Source organism: Pseudomonas sp. GL-B-26 (assembly GCF_019947405.1).
Classification (GTDB): domain Bacteria; phylum Pseudomonadota; class Gammaproteobacteria; order Pseudomonadales; family Pseudomonadaceae; genus Aquipseudomonas.
This window is the reverse complement of the sequence record NZ_JAGYGJ010000001.1, coordinates 215,536-229,250: the sequence shown is the minus strand read 5'-3', so window position 1 is coordinate 229,250 and position 13,715 is coordinate 215,536. Positions and strand designations below refer to the sequence as shown.

Here is a 13,715-nt window from a genome sequence, read left to right as displayed (position 1 = left end):
TTAGGCCGCAACCACCGGTGCTTGCGGCTTGGCCACCGAGCACAGGCGAATGGAGTCAGCAAGGATTTCAATCGCCTTCGGCCGCGGGAAGCTCGCGCGCCAGGCGATGGCCACGGTGCGGAACGGCACCGGAGGCGTCAGTGGACGCACTTCGATCACGCCGGGGGCGTAGTGATGGCTGTCGACTGCCGACAGCGGCAGGATCGAGATGCCGAGGCCGGACGCAACCATGTGGCGGATGGTTTCCAGGGAGCTGGATTCCACCGTGGTGTGCTTGGCGCCGTCGTTGCCTTTGGCCAGGGTCGGGCAGGCTTCCAGCACTTGATCGCGGAAGCAGTGGCCTTCACCGAGCAGCAGCAGGCTCTTGTCGTTGAGCAGGGCGGCGTCGATGGATTCTTTTTGGGTCCACGGGTGCTGGGCCGGCATCAGGACGTAGAACGGCTCGTCGTAGAGCTGGAGGGTCAGCACGTCGGCTTCGTTGAACGGCAGGGCGATGATGATCGCGTCGAGCTCGCCGTTGCGCAGTTTGTCGCGCAGCACGTGGGTGAAGTTTTCTTCGATGTACAACGGCATCTGCGGGGCGACCCGGTGCAGTTGTGGAATCAGGTGCGGAAACAGGTACGGGCCGACGGTGTAGATGGCGCCGACTTTCAGCGGGGCGGTCAGCTGGTTCTTGCCGGCCTGGGCCAGTTCGCGGATGCCTTGGGCCTGTTCCAGCACTTTCTGCGCCTGGGCGACAATGCCTTCGCCGACCGGGGTCAGGCGCACGGCACTCTTGCTGCGCTCGAAAATCAGCACACCGAGTTCGTCTTCAAGCTTTTTCACGCCCACCGACAGGGTCGGCTGACTGACGTGGCAACGCTCGGCCGCGTGGCCGAAGTGCTGCTCTTGGGCGAGGGTAACGATGTAGCGTAATTCTGTAAGAGTCATAGCAAGCGTCCATGAAGTTGCGAGCCAAGCATACCGGCTGCAATCGATAGACGCACGTTATCAGACTGAGTGCGTTGAGTGACACAGGGCAAAGCAGGTTTGCCGCTGGCGGATATGCAAAAGGCACCTTTCGGGTGCCTTTTATGGTTGATACATATTCCTGTGGGAGCGGGCTTGCTCGCGAAAGCGGTGTGTCAGTCAACATAGATGCTGAATATTCTGGCCTCTTCGCGAGCAAGCCCGCTCCCACATGGGGATCTGCGGCGGTTTAGCGCCGGCGTTTTTCCAGCGAGTAAACAAACGGTGCAACGATTTCGATGGCGCCGTTGGTCAACATGTCGGCCGGTGGCTTTGGCAGCGGTTGGGCGCGGCGGATCATTTCCAGGGTGGCCCGGTCCAGATCGGCAGTACCAGAACCGCCCACCAGTTCGAACGACAACACGTTGCCTTCGGCATCCACCACGAAGCGCAGACGGTTCATGCCTTCCTTGCCCCGCGCCTGTGCACTGGCCGGGTATTTCTTGTACTTGGCCAAGTGAGCGAGCAGGGTGCCTTGCCAACTGGCCTTGGCCGCTTGCTGCGCCGGTGATGGGCCTGGTGCCGGCTGAGCGGATTTCTCCGTTGGCGCCCGAGTCGGTTGCGCGTCGCTCGGTTTTTCCTCGGACGGCTTCTCTTTAGGCGGTTCCGGCTTTTTCTCCACAGGCTTGGGCGGTTGAGGCTTTGGCTTGGGTTTGACCGGTTTCGGCACGGCGATCTCGGCCTTCGGCACTTCAGCCAGCTTCGGTATCGGCAGTTCTTCCACCGGGGCGGGTGGCTGTGGCGGCGTTATGACCTTCGGCGGTGCCGGCGGTGGCGGTGCCGGAACCGGCGCCAATTCGACCATCATCGCCTGCGGCGGCAGCTCGATCGGTGGGCGCGACGTCCAGTTCAGCGCCAGCGCAATGGCCAGCGCATGGACACCCAGCACCACGGCCAGGCTCCCGCTGTAACGCGTCAGCTTTTGGCGCGTCGTGATCATTTCTTGGCTGCCGTCTCGAGTCCGACCAGACCCACCTTCAGGTAACCGGCAGAGCGCAGGTTGTCCATCACGCTCATCAGGTCGCCGTAATCCACGCCTTTATCGGCCTGGAAGAAGATCGTCGTGTCTTTCTTGCCTTTGGTCCTGGCGTCGAGGGTGGCGCCGAGTGCTTCGGCTTTCACTTCGTCTTCGCCGAGGAACAGGCGTTGGTCAGCCTTGACGCTGAGGAACACCGGTTTCTCCGGCCGTGGCGTCGGTTTGGCGCTGGAGGCCGGCAGGTCGACCTTGATGTCCACGGTGGCGAGCGGGGCTGCCACCATGAAGATGATCAACAGCACCAGCATCACGTCAATGAACGGTGTGACGTTGATTTCGTGGTTCTCGGCCAGATCGTCGTCTGCGCCTTCTTTCAAATGCAAGCCCATGGCTGATTACCCTACTTTGACCATGTGCGGTTGCGCGGAGCGTTCGGTGGTCGGCAGGTGATCGAGGTCACGGCTGACCAGCAGCAGGACTTCAGCCGAGGCATCGGATACTTGCGCCTTGTAACCGGCAATGGAGCGGGCAAATACGTTGTAGATCACTACGGCCGGAATCGCTGCAACCAGACCCAACGCGGTTGCCAGCAGGGCTTCGGCGATGCCGGGAGCCACGACGGCGAGGTTGGTGGTCTGGGTTTTGGCGATGCCGATGAAGCTGTTCATGATGCCCCACACGGTACCGAACAGGCCGACGAACGGCGCGGTTGAACCGATGGTGGCGAGCACGCCGGTGCCGCTGCTCATGTTGCGACCGCAGGCTGCAACCAGACGCTCGAGGCGGAAGGCGACGCGTTCCTTGATGCCTTCTTTCTCGCGGCTATTGACCGACAAACGCATCTCTTCCAGGGCGTCATGCACCAGCAAATTGGCGAGGGTGCCTTGCTTGGTGGCTGTCACACTGGCTTCTTTAAGGGTGGTGGCTTTTTTCAAATGGACGATTTCGGTGCGCAGACGACGCTTGGCGCCCATCAGCTCGAAGCCCTTGGCGATCCAGATGGTCCAGGTGATGATCGAGGCGATAGCCAGACCGATCATCACGATTTTCACGATGATGTCGGCGTTCTGGTACATGCCCCACGGCGACAGGTCGTGGGCCATGCCCAGGGTGTTGTCGGCTTCGAGGACTTCCGGAACGTCTTCGGCAGTGGTGTCTACGGCTTGGGCCGGGTCGGTCGCAGCCGGGGTAACATGAGCGGCAGGAGCTGGAGCAGCAGTGGCTGCCGGAGCGGCTGGCGCTTGTGCGTCAGCGAAAGCGGCGGTCGGTGCCAGCATCAGGCTGAGCAGCAGGGCGGCCACCGCGCTCCAGGCGCGAGGTCGTTTGGTTGGCGAAGCGGGGAATTGATTGCGTGTCATGCTGGCCGGACCTGAGAGAAAAAGACGGTAAATGTTCTTCCAGGCCTCGTGAGGCCGAGAACAAAAGTGGCAGGCATTATTGCAAGTAATTCTTGTTAACAAAAGTAATAGAGTATCTTTTTTTCCTTCATTGCTAGCCGCTCGTCCTTTGCCGGCGCTAGTCTGTGCCTTTCTGATGGGAGTTTTCTGATGTCCGCGCCTTCTGTTTTGATCGCCGGCTGTGGTGATGTTGGTAGTCGTCTGGCTACGCAATTGCTGGCTTGCGGGTGGGAGGTTCATGGCCTGAGGCGTGACGTCTCACGACTGCCCAAGGGGGTAATTGGCGTTGCCGGTGACTTGTTCAATGAAGACTGTCCAGCGACCTGGCCAGTCGGTGCGGTGGATTACCTGGTGTATTGCGCGGCCGCCACCGATCACGATGAAGCCGGTTATCGCGCCGCTTATGTTCAGGGCTTGAAGCATGTGCTGGAGTGGCTGGACGATTACGGGCAGGTGCCCGATCGCCTGCTGTTTGTTTCCAGCAGCAGTGTGTATGGCCAGCAGGATGGCGAGTGGATCGATGAGACTTCGCCGACCATTGCAACAGGCTATTCGGGTCGATTGATGCTAGAGGCGGAGCAAGTGGCGCTCGATAGCGGCATCCCGGCCAGCATCGTACGTTTGACCGGCATTTACGGTCCGGGGCGCGAACGGTTGTTGACGCAGGTGCGTCGGGGTTATCGCGTGGCCGTCGATCCACCGTTGTACGGCAATCGCATTCACGCCGATGACGCGGCGGGGTTGATGGCGTGCCTGCTTGAAGCGGATCGTCGCGGTGTGGCGCTGGATGACGTCTACATTGGTGTGGACGATGCGCCTGCGCCGTTGGCCGAAGTGGTGGGCTGGTTGCGTGAGTATCTGGGCGTGACCGAATGGGCCGAAGACGCGAGCGTGCGTCGCACTGGCAGTAAGCGATGCAGCAATGCTCGGGCGAAAGCCTTGGGCTGGACGCCGAAGTACCCAAGCTATCGCGAAGGCTACGCCGCGATCCTTGAAGGCCGCAGCTGACTTCCTGTCACCACAAACCAAATGTGGGAGCAAGCTCGCTCCCACATTGATCATGCGTTGGCCTTATGGCCGGGTTACTGCTTTTCGAGCAACCATTTGCGCTCACTCGGAGTGAACTGTGGCATCTCGTCCGCCTGAGCGGTGTTCATGGTCTGGAAGATCTCCAGCTCTTTGCCCTTGCGCGCAAAGATCCAGGTATTGCCCTGGCCGTTGAGTTGCAGCCACATGTTGTCGTTGCCGCCGCTCATCGACGCGCAATCGCCCGCCAGACACAGGGCATAGCGATCCGCCCCCGGCAGGCCGGCAACCTGGCCGTCAGCCTGGAATTGCACGGTATTGCCTTCACCGGGACCGCTGACGACTTTCCAGCTGCCGCCCATGTAGGCCGAATACAGTGCGCGTTCGAAACTGGCACCCACCGGTGCGCCGTCCGGCACCGTAACCTGCGCGCGGTCGAAGACTTGCTCCGGCTCATTGTCGCTGGCGACCTGGCTCAGTTGCTTGCCGTCACGCTTCAGCTCGCTGGCGGAGCTGCCATAAAAGTCGACTTTCCAGGCGCCGGACGCTTCGCCCAGCAGCTTGCCGTCGACGTTTTCAAAACCATTGGTGTAGCGGGCCTGACCAGCCTTGGTGTTGACGTCCCATTCCAGGTTTGGACCATAGGCCTGGAGCGCTTCGCGCAGGGGGCCGCCTTTGGCTGCAGCATTGATTGCCACCTGATTGATCCAGGTGCCGCTGATGTCGCGGTCGGCAGGGTTGCTGGCACAACCGCCCAAGAGTAGGGCGACCAGCGAGAGAGCTAGCGCTTTGCGCATTTTGGAATCCTTTCAGAACCCTTTCTTTACAAGATCGGTCAGCGCAGCCCTTTAAAGGCTGCGCCGTACGCATTTACTCGATGACCAGAATGGCATCCATCTCAACCTGCGAACCCTTTGGCAGGGCCGCTACGCCGATGGCGGCGCGGGCAGGGTAAGGCTGGTCAAAGTACTTGCCCATGATCTCGTTGACCTTGGCGAAGTGGCTCAGGTCGGTGAGGAAGATGTTCAGTTTGACGATGTCCTTGAACGAACCGCCAGCGGCTTCAGCCACGGCTTTGAGGTTCTCGAACACCTGGACGGTCTGGGCTTCGAAGCCTTCAACCAGTTCCATGGTTTTTGGGTCCAGAGGAATTTGACCCGACATGTAAACGGTGTTGCCGGCCTTGATCGCCTGGGAATAAGTGCCGATGGCGGCCGGGGCCTTGTCGCTGGTGATAACTGTTTTGGTCATGAATGACTCCTTGTAATGAGTGGCTTACGCACGCATGCGAGTGATGCGAATCACCCCGGTCAGGGCACGCAGTTTCTTGATCACGCGGGCCAAGTGCACGCGGTCGTGCACGCTGACCACCAGTTGGACCACGCTGATGCGACCATCGCGTTCGTCCATGCTGATTTTTTCGATATTGCCGTCGGCCGCGTTGACGCTGCTGGCCAGCAGAGCGATCAGGCCGCGCTGGTGTTCCAGTTCGACGCGCAGCTCGACATTGAATTCGCCGGTGACATCCTTGGCCCACGAGAGCTGGATGCATTTTTCCGGGTTGTGGCGGATTTCGCTGATGTTGCGGCAGTTGTCCAGGTGCACGACCATGCCTTTGCCCGCGGACAGGTGGCCGACAATCGGGTCGCCCGGGATCGGCGTACAGCACTTGGCGTAACTGAGTACCAGGCCTTCGGTGCCGCGAATCGCCAGCGGGCCTTCCGCGCTCGGCAGCTGTTCGCCTTCACCAAGCAGTCGGCGGGCGACCACATAAGCCATGCGATTGCCCAGGCCGATGTCTTCGAGCAGGTCTTCGATCAGTTCCAGGCGGTACTCGGTGAGCATCGCCTTGACGCGCTCGGCTGCGACTTTCTCCAGCGAGCTGTCGAAGCCGTTGAGAACCTTGTTCAGCAGGCGTTCGCCGAGGCTGATGGATTCGGAGCGGCGTTGCAGTTTCAGCGCATGGCGGATGTGAGTCCGCGCCTTGCCGGTGACCACGAAGTTGAGCCACGCCGGATTCGGTCGTGCCCCGGGGGCGCTGACGATCTCGACCGTTGAGCCGCTTTGCAGCGGTTCGGACAGCGGTGCGAGACGACGATTGATCCGGCAGGCAATGCAGCTGTTGCCCACGTCGGTGTGCACCGCGTAAGCGAAATCGACCGCCGTGGAGCCTTTCGGTAGCTCCATGATCCGGCCTTTGGGCGTGAACACGTAGACCTCGTCCGGGAACAGGTCGATCTTCACGCTCTCGATGAATTCCAGCGAGTTGCCGGCCCGTTGCTGCATCTCCAGCACGCCTTTGACCCACTGGCGGGCGCGGGCATGAGTGCCTTTTGGCTGCTCATCGCCACTGGATTTATAGAGCCAATGGGCGGCGATACCGTTGTTGGCCATCTCTTCCATTTCACGGGTGCGGATCTGAATCTCGATCGGTACACCGTGCATGCCGAACAGTGTGGTGTGCAGCGACTGGTAGCCGTTGGCCTTGGGGATCGCGATGTAATCCTTGAAGCGCCCCGGCAACGGTTTGTACAAGTTATGCACAGCACCCAGCACGCGGTAGCAGGTATCGACCTTGTCGACGATGATCCGGAACGCGTAGACGTCCATGATCTCGTTGAAGGCCCGACGCTTGCCGCGCATTTTCTTGTAGATGCCGTAGAGGTGTTTCTGGCGACCGCTGACTTCGCCCTGGATTTCGTCGATGGCCAGGCAGTGACTGAGGGACTCTTCGATCTTGTTGACGATTTCCTTGCGATTGCCCCGGGCGCGTTTGACCGCCTGGTTGATCCGTGCGGAACGCATCGGGTGCATCGCCTTGAAGCCGAGGTCTTCGAATTCTATGCGGATGGCGTGCATGCCCAGCCGGTTGGCGATGGGCGCATAGATTTCCAGGGTTTCCTTGGCGATCCGTCGGCGTTTTTCGCCGGACAGGACTTCCAGGGTCCGCATGTTGTGCAGGCGGTCGGCCAGTTTGACCAGGATCACGCGAATGTCGCGGGCCATGGCCATGGCCATTTTCTGGAAGTTTTCGGCCTGGGCTTCGGCTTTGGTCTCGAAGTTCATCTGGGTCAGTTTGCTGACCCCGTCGACCAGTTCGGCCACGGTTTCGCCGAACTGCGCTTGCAGCGCTTCCTTGGCAATACCGGTGTCTTCGATCACGTCATGCAGCATCGCAGCCATCAGGCTCTGATGGTCCATGTGCATGTCGGCAAGAATATTCGCAACCGCGAGTGGGTGCGTGACGTACGCCTCGCCACTACGGCGGCGCTGGCCATCGTGGGCTTGTTCGGCGTAGAAGTACGCTCGGCGGACCAGGTTGACCTGGTCCTTGCCGAGGTAGGTCGATAAGCGATCGGCGAGGGCGTCTATGCTCGGCATGATAATTCCTGCCGTTCGCTGTGACCCCGCGCCGTGCTACGTCGACCAGGCATGGCTTAGACTGCCTCGTTGGACTCGTCCTCGAACGCTGCGAACAGCGGTTCGTCTTCGACGATTTCAGCGTTGGCGATGAACTCGTAGCTCATCAGGCCTTCAGCGATTTCACGCAAGGCTACAACGGTAGGCTTGTCGTTTTCCCACTGAACCAGTGGCTCTTTGCCGCCGGTGGCCAGTTGACGGGCACGCTTGGTAGACAGCATGACCAGCTCAAAGCGGTTTTCCACGTGGTTTAGGCAATCTTCAACGGTTACGCGGGCCATGGTATTCCTCGGAGCGAATGCAATATGCGCGCTGCCCGGTTGGGCGAGCGGACTCAACAGTTTAAAAAATCACCAGCGATTAGGGAAGCGCTGATTTTTTGACCAAGCCCTTCAACGCGCTGCAAGTGCCAATGTAAAGCCCTTGCAGCGGTTTTGGGAAGAGCTGTTTAACCCAGCAATTCGGCCAAAAGTTTTCCGTTACGCTGCTGCTGACGCTTCTGATGCAGCTGATTGGCACGGAAAATCGCCTGCAAATCGCGCAGTGCGTGGGCGAAATCGTCGTTGATGATCAGGTAATCGTAGTCGACGTAGTGGCTCATTTCGCTGACGGCTTCGCGCATCCGGCCTTCGATGATCTCGTCGCTGTCCTGGCCGCGATTGGTCAGCCGCTGGTGCAAGGCCTGAAGGGACGGCGGCAGAATGAAGATCGAACGGGCCTGAGGCATCAACTTGCGTACTTGCTCGGCGCCTTGCCAGTCGATTTCCAGGATCAGGTCGTGGCCTGCGTCCAGGGTCTGCTGCAAGTGACTTTGCGAGGTGCCGTAGAGATTGCCGAACACTTCAGCGCGCTCCAGGAAGTCACCGTGTTCGCCCATCTTCACGAACGCTTCGCGGGAGACGAAGTGATAGTTCACGCCGTTCACTTCACCGGGGCGCATGGCGCGGGTGGTGTGGGAGACGGAGACGCGGATCTCCTGATCAGCGTCGGTCAGGGCTTTGACCAGGCTGCTCTTGCCCGCGCCCGAAGGTGCGGAAATGATGTACAGGGTGCCGGTGCTGTGGGTCATGTCAGGGTTGCCTTACTCAATATTCTGCACTTGTTCGCGCATCTGCTCGATCAACACTTTGAGGTTGACCGCCGCCTGGGTGCTGCGCGGGTCGAAGGCTTTGGAGCCCAGTGTGTTCGCTTCGCGGTTGAGTTCCTGCATCAGGAAGTCCAGGCGCCGACCGGCAGCGCCACCGGATTTGAGCACCCGGCGAACTTCAATGATGTGAGTGCTCAGGCGATCCAGTTCTTCGGCGACGTCGCTCTTTTGCGCGAGCATGACCATTTCCTGCTCCAGCCGCTGCGGGTCCATCTCGGCCTTCATGTCGGCAAAGCGGTCGAGGACTTTCTGGCGCTGGGTGGCAAGCATCTGCGGGACCAGTTCACGCAGGGTCACCACGTCTTCTTCAATGGAGGTCAGGCGATCATTGATCAACCGCGCCAGCTCCGCGCCTTCGCGCTCGCGGCCGGCCTTGAGTTCTTTCAGGCCTTCGTTGAACAGCGCCAGGGCTTCGGCATTCAGGGCTTGCGGGTCGGTCGCGTCGCCCACCAACACGCCGGGCCAAGCCAGGACTTCCAACGGGTTCAGCGCGGCCGGATTTTTGATCAGGCTGGCGATGGTCTCGGCGGCGGCGACCAATTGCGCGGCGCGCTCGCGGTCCACTTGCAGTGGTTTGTCGGTATTTTCTTCGGTAAAGCGCAGGGTGCATTCGAGCTTGCCGCGCGAGATTCCCTGGCGCAGTGTTTCGCGGACCGCGCCTTCGAGGTCGCGAAAGGACTCCGGCAGACGCAGGTGCGGCTCCAGGTAGCGGCTGTTGACCGAGCGCAGTTCCCAGCTCAGGGTGCCTTGGGCGCCGGCTTTTTCGACGCGGGCAAAGGCGGTCATGCTGTGCACCATGGAGGTACCTCGCAATGCAGGTTCATGCGTTACCAAAGGTTTCGCAGGCCTGATCTATATGAATTTAAGCCCAGAGGCAGCAAAGGCGCAGGATTGTAGCGCAGTGGGGCGAATGCGCCCAAACACACGGTGTGACAAAGGGCTGCAGGTCGTCGGCAAAGCGCTGTTCAGGGCCTTCAGTCGTCGGGGGATTTTTTAGAAGTGCCCACTCGTGGCCCTGCGGCTCTATAATGCTCCGCAGTTTTCCGTCCCCCGTACAGGTATTCCCTATGAAACGTCCAAGTGGTCGCGCTGCCGATCAGCTCCGCTCGATCCGCATTACCCGCAACTACACCAAACACGCCGAGGGATCTGTACTGGTCGAGTTCGGTGATACCAAAGTCATCTGCACCGTCAGCGTCGAGAACGGCGTGCCGCGCTTCCTCAAAGGTCAGGGCCAGGGCTGGTTGACCGCTGAATACGGCATGCTGCCGCGCGCCACTGGCGAGCGTAACCAGCGTGAAGCGAGCCGCGGCAAGCAAGGCGGCCGCACCCTGGAAATCCAGCGTCTGATCGGTCGTTCCCTGCGCGCTTCGCTGGACATGTCCAAGCTGGGCGACGTCACCCTGTACGTCGACTGCGACGTGATCCAGGCTGACGGCGGCACCCGCACCGCGTCCATCACCGGCGCCATGGTTGCACTGGTCGATGCCTTGAAAGTGATCAAGAAGCGCGGCGGCCTGAAAGGCGGCGACCCGCTGAAGCAAATGATCGCTGCCGTATCGGTGGGCATGTATCAGGGTGAGCCGGTACTCGACCTTGACTACCTGGAAGACTCGGCCGCCGAGACCGACCTGAATGTGGTGATGACCAGCACGGGTGGTTTTATCGAAGTCCAGGGCACTGCCGAAGGCGCTCCGTTCCAGCCGGAAGAACTGAACGCTATGCTTGAGTTAGCGAAGAAAGGCATGAGCGAAATCTTCGAGCTGCAAAAAGCTGCACTGGCCGACTGATCGGACCGCACCACGCAAGGAGGACGCCATGAGTGACGAGCAACAGCTGCTTCCCACCCCGAGCAAAGAGGTTCGGCAGTGGGCGATGTTTTGTCACCTGTCCGCCTTGCTGGGGATCTGGATTCCGTTCGGTACGCTGATCGGCCCGCTGATTCTTTGGCAGATGAAGCGCGAGATGGACCCGTTTGTTGATGCTCAAGGCAAGGAGGCGCTGAACTTTCAGATCACCGTCGCCATTGCCTCCGCCATCTGCTTCCTGCTGATGGTGGTGATCGTCGGGTTCTTCCTGTTCGGTCTGTTGGCGATCGGTGCGCTGGTGCTGACCATCATCGGCGGCGTGAAGGCCAATGAAGGGGTGCCTTACCGGTATCCGTTCACCTGGCGGTTGATCAAATAAATCGTTGTCCACAAAAAAGCCGACAGTTGATGTCGGCTTTTTTGTGTCTGCGAAACGACGCTTAGATGGTCAGCGTCCAGTCGTAGTCCACGATCAGCGGTGCATGTTGCGAGAACCGTGGCTGACGTGGCAAGCGTGCGCTACGTACGAAGCGACGCAGGCCCGGCGTCAGCAACTGATAGTCGAAACGCCAACCGAGGTTGAGCATTTCAGCCTGTTCGTTATCCGGCCACCAGCTGTACTGGTCGCCTTCACGGCTGACTTCGCGCAGGGCATCGACATAGCCCATGTTGCCGACAATCTCGTCCATCCAGGCACGTTCAGGTGCCAGGAAGCCCGGGGATTGCTGGCTGTCACGCCAGTTTTTGATATCCAGCTTCTGTTGTGCCACGTACAGCGAGCCACAGTAAATGTACTCGCGACGTTTGCGTCGCTGTTTATCCAGGTAACGGGCGAAATCGTCCATTAGCTTGAACTTCTGGTTCAAGTCTTCATCGCCGTTCTGCCCCGAAGGGAGCAGTAAGGTCGCGATGCTGACCTTGTCGAAATCGGCTTGCAGGTAGCGCCCGTAGCGGTCGGCTGTCTCGAAGCCGAGACCGCTGATGACTGCCTTCGGTTGCAGCCGCGAATACAAAGCCACGCCACCTTGGGCGGGAACTTCGGCTTCGCAGGCATAAAGGAAGTAGCCATCCAGTTGGAAAGCTGGATCGTCCAGTTCAAAGGCGGAGGCGCGGGTGTCCTGCAGGCAGATGACGTCGGCATTCTGTGCTTGCAGCCAACTGAGCAAACCTCGCTCCACTGCAGCCTGAATACCATTGACGTTCACACTGATGATCCGCATAAATGGCCCCAAAAATCGCGTGCGTGTATGATACACGGCGTCAACCTAATTAGCTAAATCCGTGGTATTTGGGGTTTTTTTCATGCAAGCGTATCAGCGCGATTTCATTCGTTTTGCCATCGATCGCGGCGTTTTGCGCTTCGGCGAGTTCACCCTGAAGTCCGGGCGCACCAGTCCTTACTTCTTCAATGCCGGCCTGTTCAACTCGGGTTCGGCCCTTGCGCAGCTGGGTCGTTTCTATGCGGCAGCCATCGTCGAGAGCGGCATTTCGTTCGACGTATTGTTTGGCCCGGCGTACAAAGGCATCCCTTTGGCGGCGACCACCGCAGTGGCCCTGGCCGAACATCATGGCCGCGACCTGCCGTGGTGCTTCAACCGCAAGGAAGCCAAGGCTCACGGCGAAGGCGGCAGTCTGGTCGGCGCACCGTTGACCGGCGACGTGCTGATCATCGACGACGTCATCACCGCTGGCACTGCCATCCGCGAGGTGATGCAGATCATCGCTTCCCAGGAAGGGGCGAAGGCTGCGGGCGTGCTCATTGCCCTGAACCGTCAGGAGCGTGGCAACGGCGAGTTGTCGGCCATCCAGGAAGTGGAGCGTGACTTCGGTATTCCGGTGATCAGCATTGTTTCGCTGAACCAGGTGCTCGAATTCCTGGCTGACGATCCGCAGCTCAAGCAACACCTGCCGGCGGTTGAAGCCTACCGCGCGCAGTTCGGCGTTTAACGCAAAGGCCCTGTTTTTACAGGGCCTTTTTTTCATCTGGCGATTAACGCAGGCTGCGCCATTTCCCACACAGGCACAGGGTTAACCGGGCGTTGAACAGCGCAAACACCATTAGTGCAAACACAACCATCACGTAAAGTGTGCGATCCACGTCAAAGTCCCAAAGATCCAGCGTGCTGCTGCCCATGATTCTCACCGCAGCAGGAAGGTTGACGTAAAACAGCGCCAGGAAGGCGCTGGTGAGAGGGAGGGCGCAGGCGAACAAAACGTTCGTTACCTTTTTTCGGCTACGTTTTCTGGCGAGCGGGCCAGTTTGGCTTTCATCCAGCTCCAGTGCTTCATGCAGTCTCGGCCACGCCAGGTTGAACATGAAAGTGGTCAGGGTCAGCAGCAAACCGCTGACCGCGACAATGTCACTGAACGGCATTCAGACCAAGCGTCCTGCACAGCAAGTCGTGGGAATCCTCACTGATTTCGAACTGCCCGGCGCTGCCTTTACGTTTTGTGATGGGTTTGAAGGTCGGTTCGTTCTGTGTGATCAGCATGTTCAGCTCATCACGAATGACGTCCGAACTGATCACCACCAGGTACACCGTCTGCGCATGTTCCGCAGACTCGATCACGGCTCGCATGCTGTGCTGCAGAATATCGTCCAGCTGATTGCGAAAGCGCGAAACCGTGTTTTTCAGCAGGGTTTTGCTTTGGCTCTGGGTCAGCTGAAAAATCGTCGATATCTGAGATTCGGTCGGCAATGTCTGCCCGAAGTAGCTTTGAATCAGATACAGCAAGCGGTCCTGTTTCGCTTCATCGGCCCGACTCGGCATGCCGCCTTCTACCAGCATTTTCAGGTATTCGGTCAGGCTCGCCTTGGCGATACGTTGTAAGGCATGAGCGATTTCGTTATCGGATATCTTCAGGGTCTTTTTGACCGGCTCCTTCTGCTCCTGCTCGAAAGCCTGGGCGTCGATCGTGAACGAGATCTGCAT

The 13,715-nt window shown here is 59.5% G+C and carries 17 protein-coding genes; 4 read left to right on the top strand and 13 right to left on the bottom strand.

The features are described 5' to 3' along the window. The 4 genes from KGB23_RS01100 to exbB all read right to left on the bottom strand — a co-directional run bounded on the left by KGB23_RS01100 (position 1) and on the right by exbB (position 3,342). Positions 1 to 930: a hydrogen peroxide-inducible genes activator gene (locus tag KGB23_RS01100; protein ID WP_008150125.1), complete on the bottom strand. Its 930-nt coding sequence runs from the start codon at positions 928 to 930 to the stop codon at positions 1 to 3. A gap of 268 nt (positions 931 to 1,198) precedes the next feature. Beyond that, complete coding sequence (locus tag KGB23_RS01095) at positions 1,199 to 1,948, bottom strand: TonB family protein (protein ID WP_095126904.1); 750 nt, start codon at positions 1,946 to 1,948, stop codon at positions 1,199 to 1,201. Then, on the bottom strand, positions 1,945 to 2,373 hold the full coding sequence (gene exbD, locus KGB23_RS01090) for a TonB system transport protein ExbD (protein ID WP_223429574.1): 429 nt from the start codon (positions 2,371 to 2,373) through the stop codon (positions 1,945 to 1,947). Before exbD ends, KGB23_RS01095 begins: the two co-directional genes overlap by 4 nt. A gap of 6 nt (positions 2,374 to 2,379) precedes the next feature. Continuing rightward, entirely contained in the window at positions 2,380 to 3,342 is a 963-nt protein-coding gene (exbB, locus tag KGB23_RS01085) for a tonB-system energizer ExbB (RefSeq protein WP_223429573.1), read from the bottom strand. Positions 3,343 to 3,531: 189 nt separating this feature from the next. Here exbB and KGB23_RS01080 point away from each other — a divergent pair, with 189 nt between their 5' ends. Further along, positions 3,532 to 4,389: an SDR family oxidoreductase gene (locus tag KGB23_RS01080; protein ID WP_223429572.1), complete on the top strand. Its 858-nt coding sequence runs from the start codon at positions 3,532 to 3,534 to the stop codon at positions 4,387 to 4,389. Between the two features lie 74 nt (positions 4,390 to 4,463). Here the strand turns inward: KGB23_RS01080 and KGB23_RS01075 are convergent, their stop codons facing one another. The 6 genes from KGB23_RS01075 to KGB23_RS01050 form a co-directional block, all read right to left on the bottom strand. Next, positions 4,464 to 5,204, bottom strand: a complete 741-nt coding sequence (locus tag KGB23_RS01075) for a hypothetical protein (protein WP_223429571.1) — start codon at positions 5,202 to 5,204, stop codon at positions 4,464 to 4,466. A gap of 73 nt (positions 5,205 to 5,277) precedes the next feature. Continuing rightward, a complete protein-coding gene (locus tag KGB23_RS01070) occupies positions 5,278 to 5,658 on the bottom strand; it encodes a RidA family protein (RefSeq protein WP_003229509.1) in 381 nt (126 codons plus the stop codon). Between the two features lie 24 nt (positions 5,659 to 5,682). Then, positions 5,683 to 7,788: a bifunctional GTP diphosphokinase/guanosine-3',5'-bis pyrophosphate 3'-pyrophosphohydrolase gene (spoT, locus tag KGB23_RS01065; protein WP_008150141.1), complete on the bottom strand. Its 2,106-nt coding sequence runs from the start codon at positions 7,786 to 7,788 to the stop codon at positions 5,683 to 5,685. Positions 7,789 to 7,844: 56 nt separating this feature from the next. Then, complete coding sequence (gene rpoZ / locus KGB23_RS01060; protein WP_007894670.1) at positions 7,845 to 8,108, bottom strand: DNA-directed RNA polymerase subunit omega; 264 nt, start codon at positions 8,106 to 8,108, stop codon at positions 7,845 to 7,847. 167 nt (positions 8,109 to 8,275) lie between these two features. Then, positions 8,276 to 8,896 (bottom strand): guanylate kinase, encoded by a 621-nt coding sequence (gene gmk / locus KGB23_RS01055; RefSeq protein ID WP_223429570.1) that lies wholly within the window; start codon positions 8,894 to 8,896, stop codon positions 8,276 to 8,278. Positions 8,897 to 8,908: 12 nt separating this feature from the next. Beyond that, a complete protein-coding gene (locus KGB23_RS01050; protein WP_223429569.1) occupies positions 8,909 to 9,772 on the bottom strand; it encodes a YicC/YloC family endoribonuclease in 864 nt (287 codons plus the stop codon). 269 nt (positions 9,773 to 10,041) lie between these two features. Between KGB23_RS01050 and rph the strand changes: the two genes are divergently transcribed. Both rph and KGB23_RS01040 read left to right on the top strand, forming a co-directional pair. Beyond that, positions 10,042 to 10,764, top strand: a complete 723-nt coding sequence (gene rph / locus KGB23_RS01045; RefSeq protein WP_046045041.1) for a ribonuclease PH — start codon at positions 10,042 to 10,044, stop codon at positions 10,762 to 10,764. Between the two features lie 28 nt (positions 10,765 to 10,792). Continuing rightward, positions 10,793 to 11,161 carry a DUF4870 domain-containing protein gene (locus KGB23_RS01040; RefSeq protein ID WP_095126911.1) on the top strand — a complete coding sequence of 123 codons (369 nt, stop codon included), beginning with the start codon at positions 10,793 to 10,795 and terminating at the stop codon, positions 11,159 to 11,161. Between the two features lie 61 nt (positions 11,162 to 11,222). Here the strand turns inward: KGB23_RS01040 and KGB23_RS01035 are convergent, their stop codons facing one another. Then, the gene (locus KGB23_RS01035) at positions 11,223 to 12,002 is read right to left on the bottom strand and encodes an exodeoxyribonuclease III (RefSeq protein WP_007934608.1); all 780 of its coding nucleotides are present in this window, start codon (positions 12,000 to 12,002) and stop codon (positions 11,223 to 11,225) included. A gap of 82 nt (positions 12,003 to 12,084) precedes the next feature. On the opposite strand from KGB23_RS01035, the gene pyrE reads away from it, so the two are divergent. After that, positions 12,085 to 12,729, top strand: coding sequence for an orotate phosphoribosyltransferase (gene pyrE / locus KGB23_RS01030; protein ID WP_095633618.1), 645 nt, complete (start codon positions 12,085 to 12,087; stop codon positions 12,727 to 12,729). Between the two features lie 43 nt (positions 12,730 to 12,772). On the opposite strand, the gene KGB23_RS01025 is transcribed toward pyrE, so the two are convergent. Together KGB23_RS01025 and KGB23_RS01020 are read right to left on the bottom strand one after the other, a co-directional pair. Further along, on the bottom strand, positions 12,773 to 13,156 hold the full coding sequence (locus KGB23_RS01025; RefSeq protein ID WP_223429568.1) for a hypothetical protein: 384 nt from the start codon (positions 13,154 to 13,156) through the stop codon (positions 12,773 to 12,775). Then, positions 13,143 to 13,715: a hypothetical protein gene (locus KGB23_RS01020; protein ID WP_223429567.1), complete on the bottom strand. Its 573-nt coding sequence runs from the start codon at positions 13,713 to 13,715 to the stop codon at positions 13,143 to 13,145. Before KGB23_RS01020 ends, KGB23_RS01025 begins: the two co-directional genes overlap by 14 nt.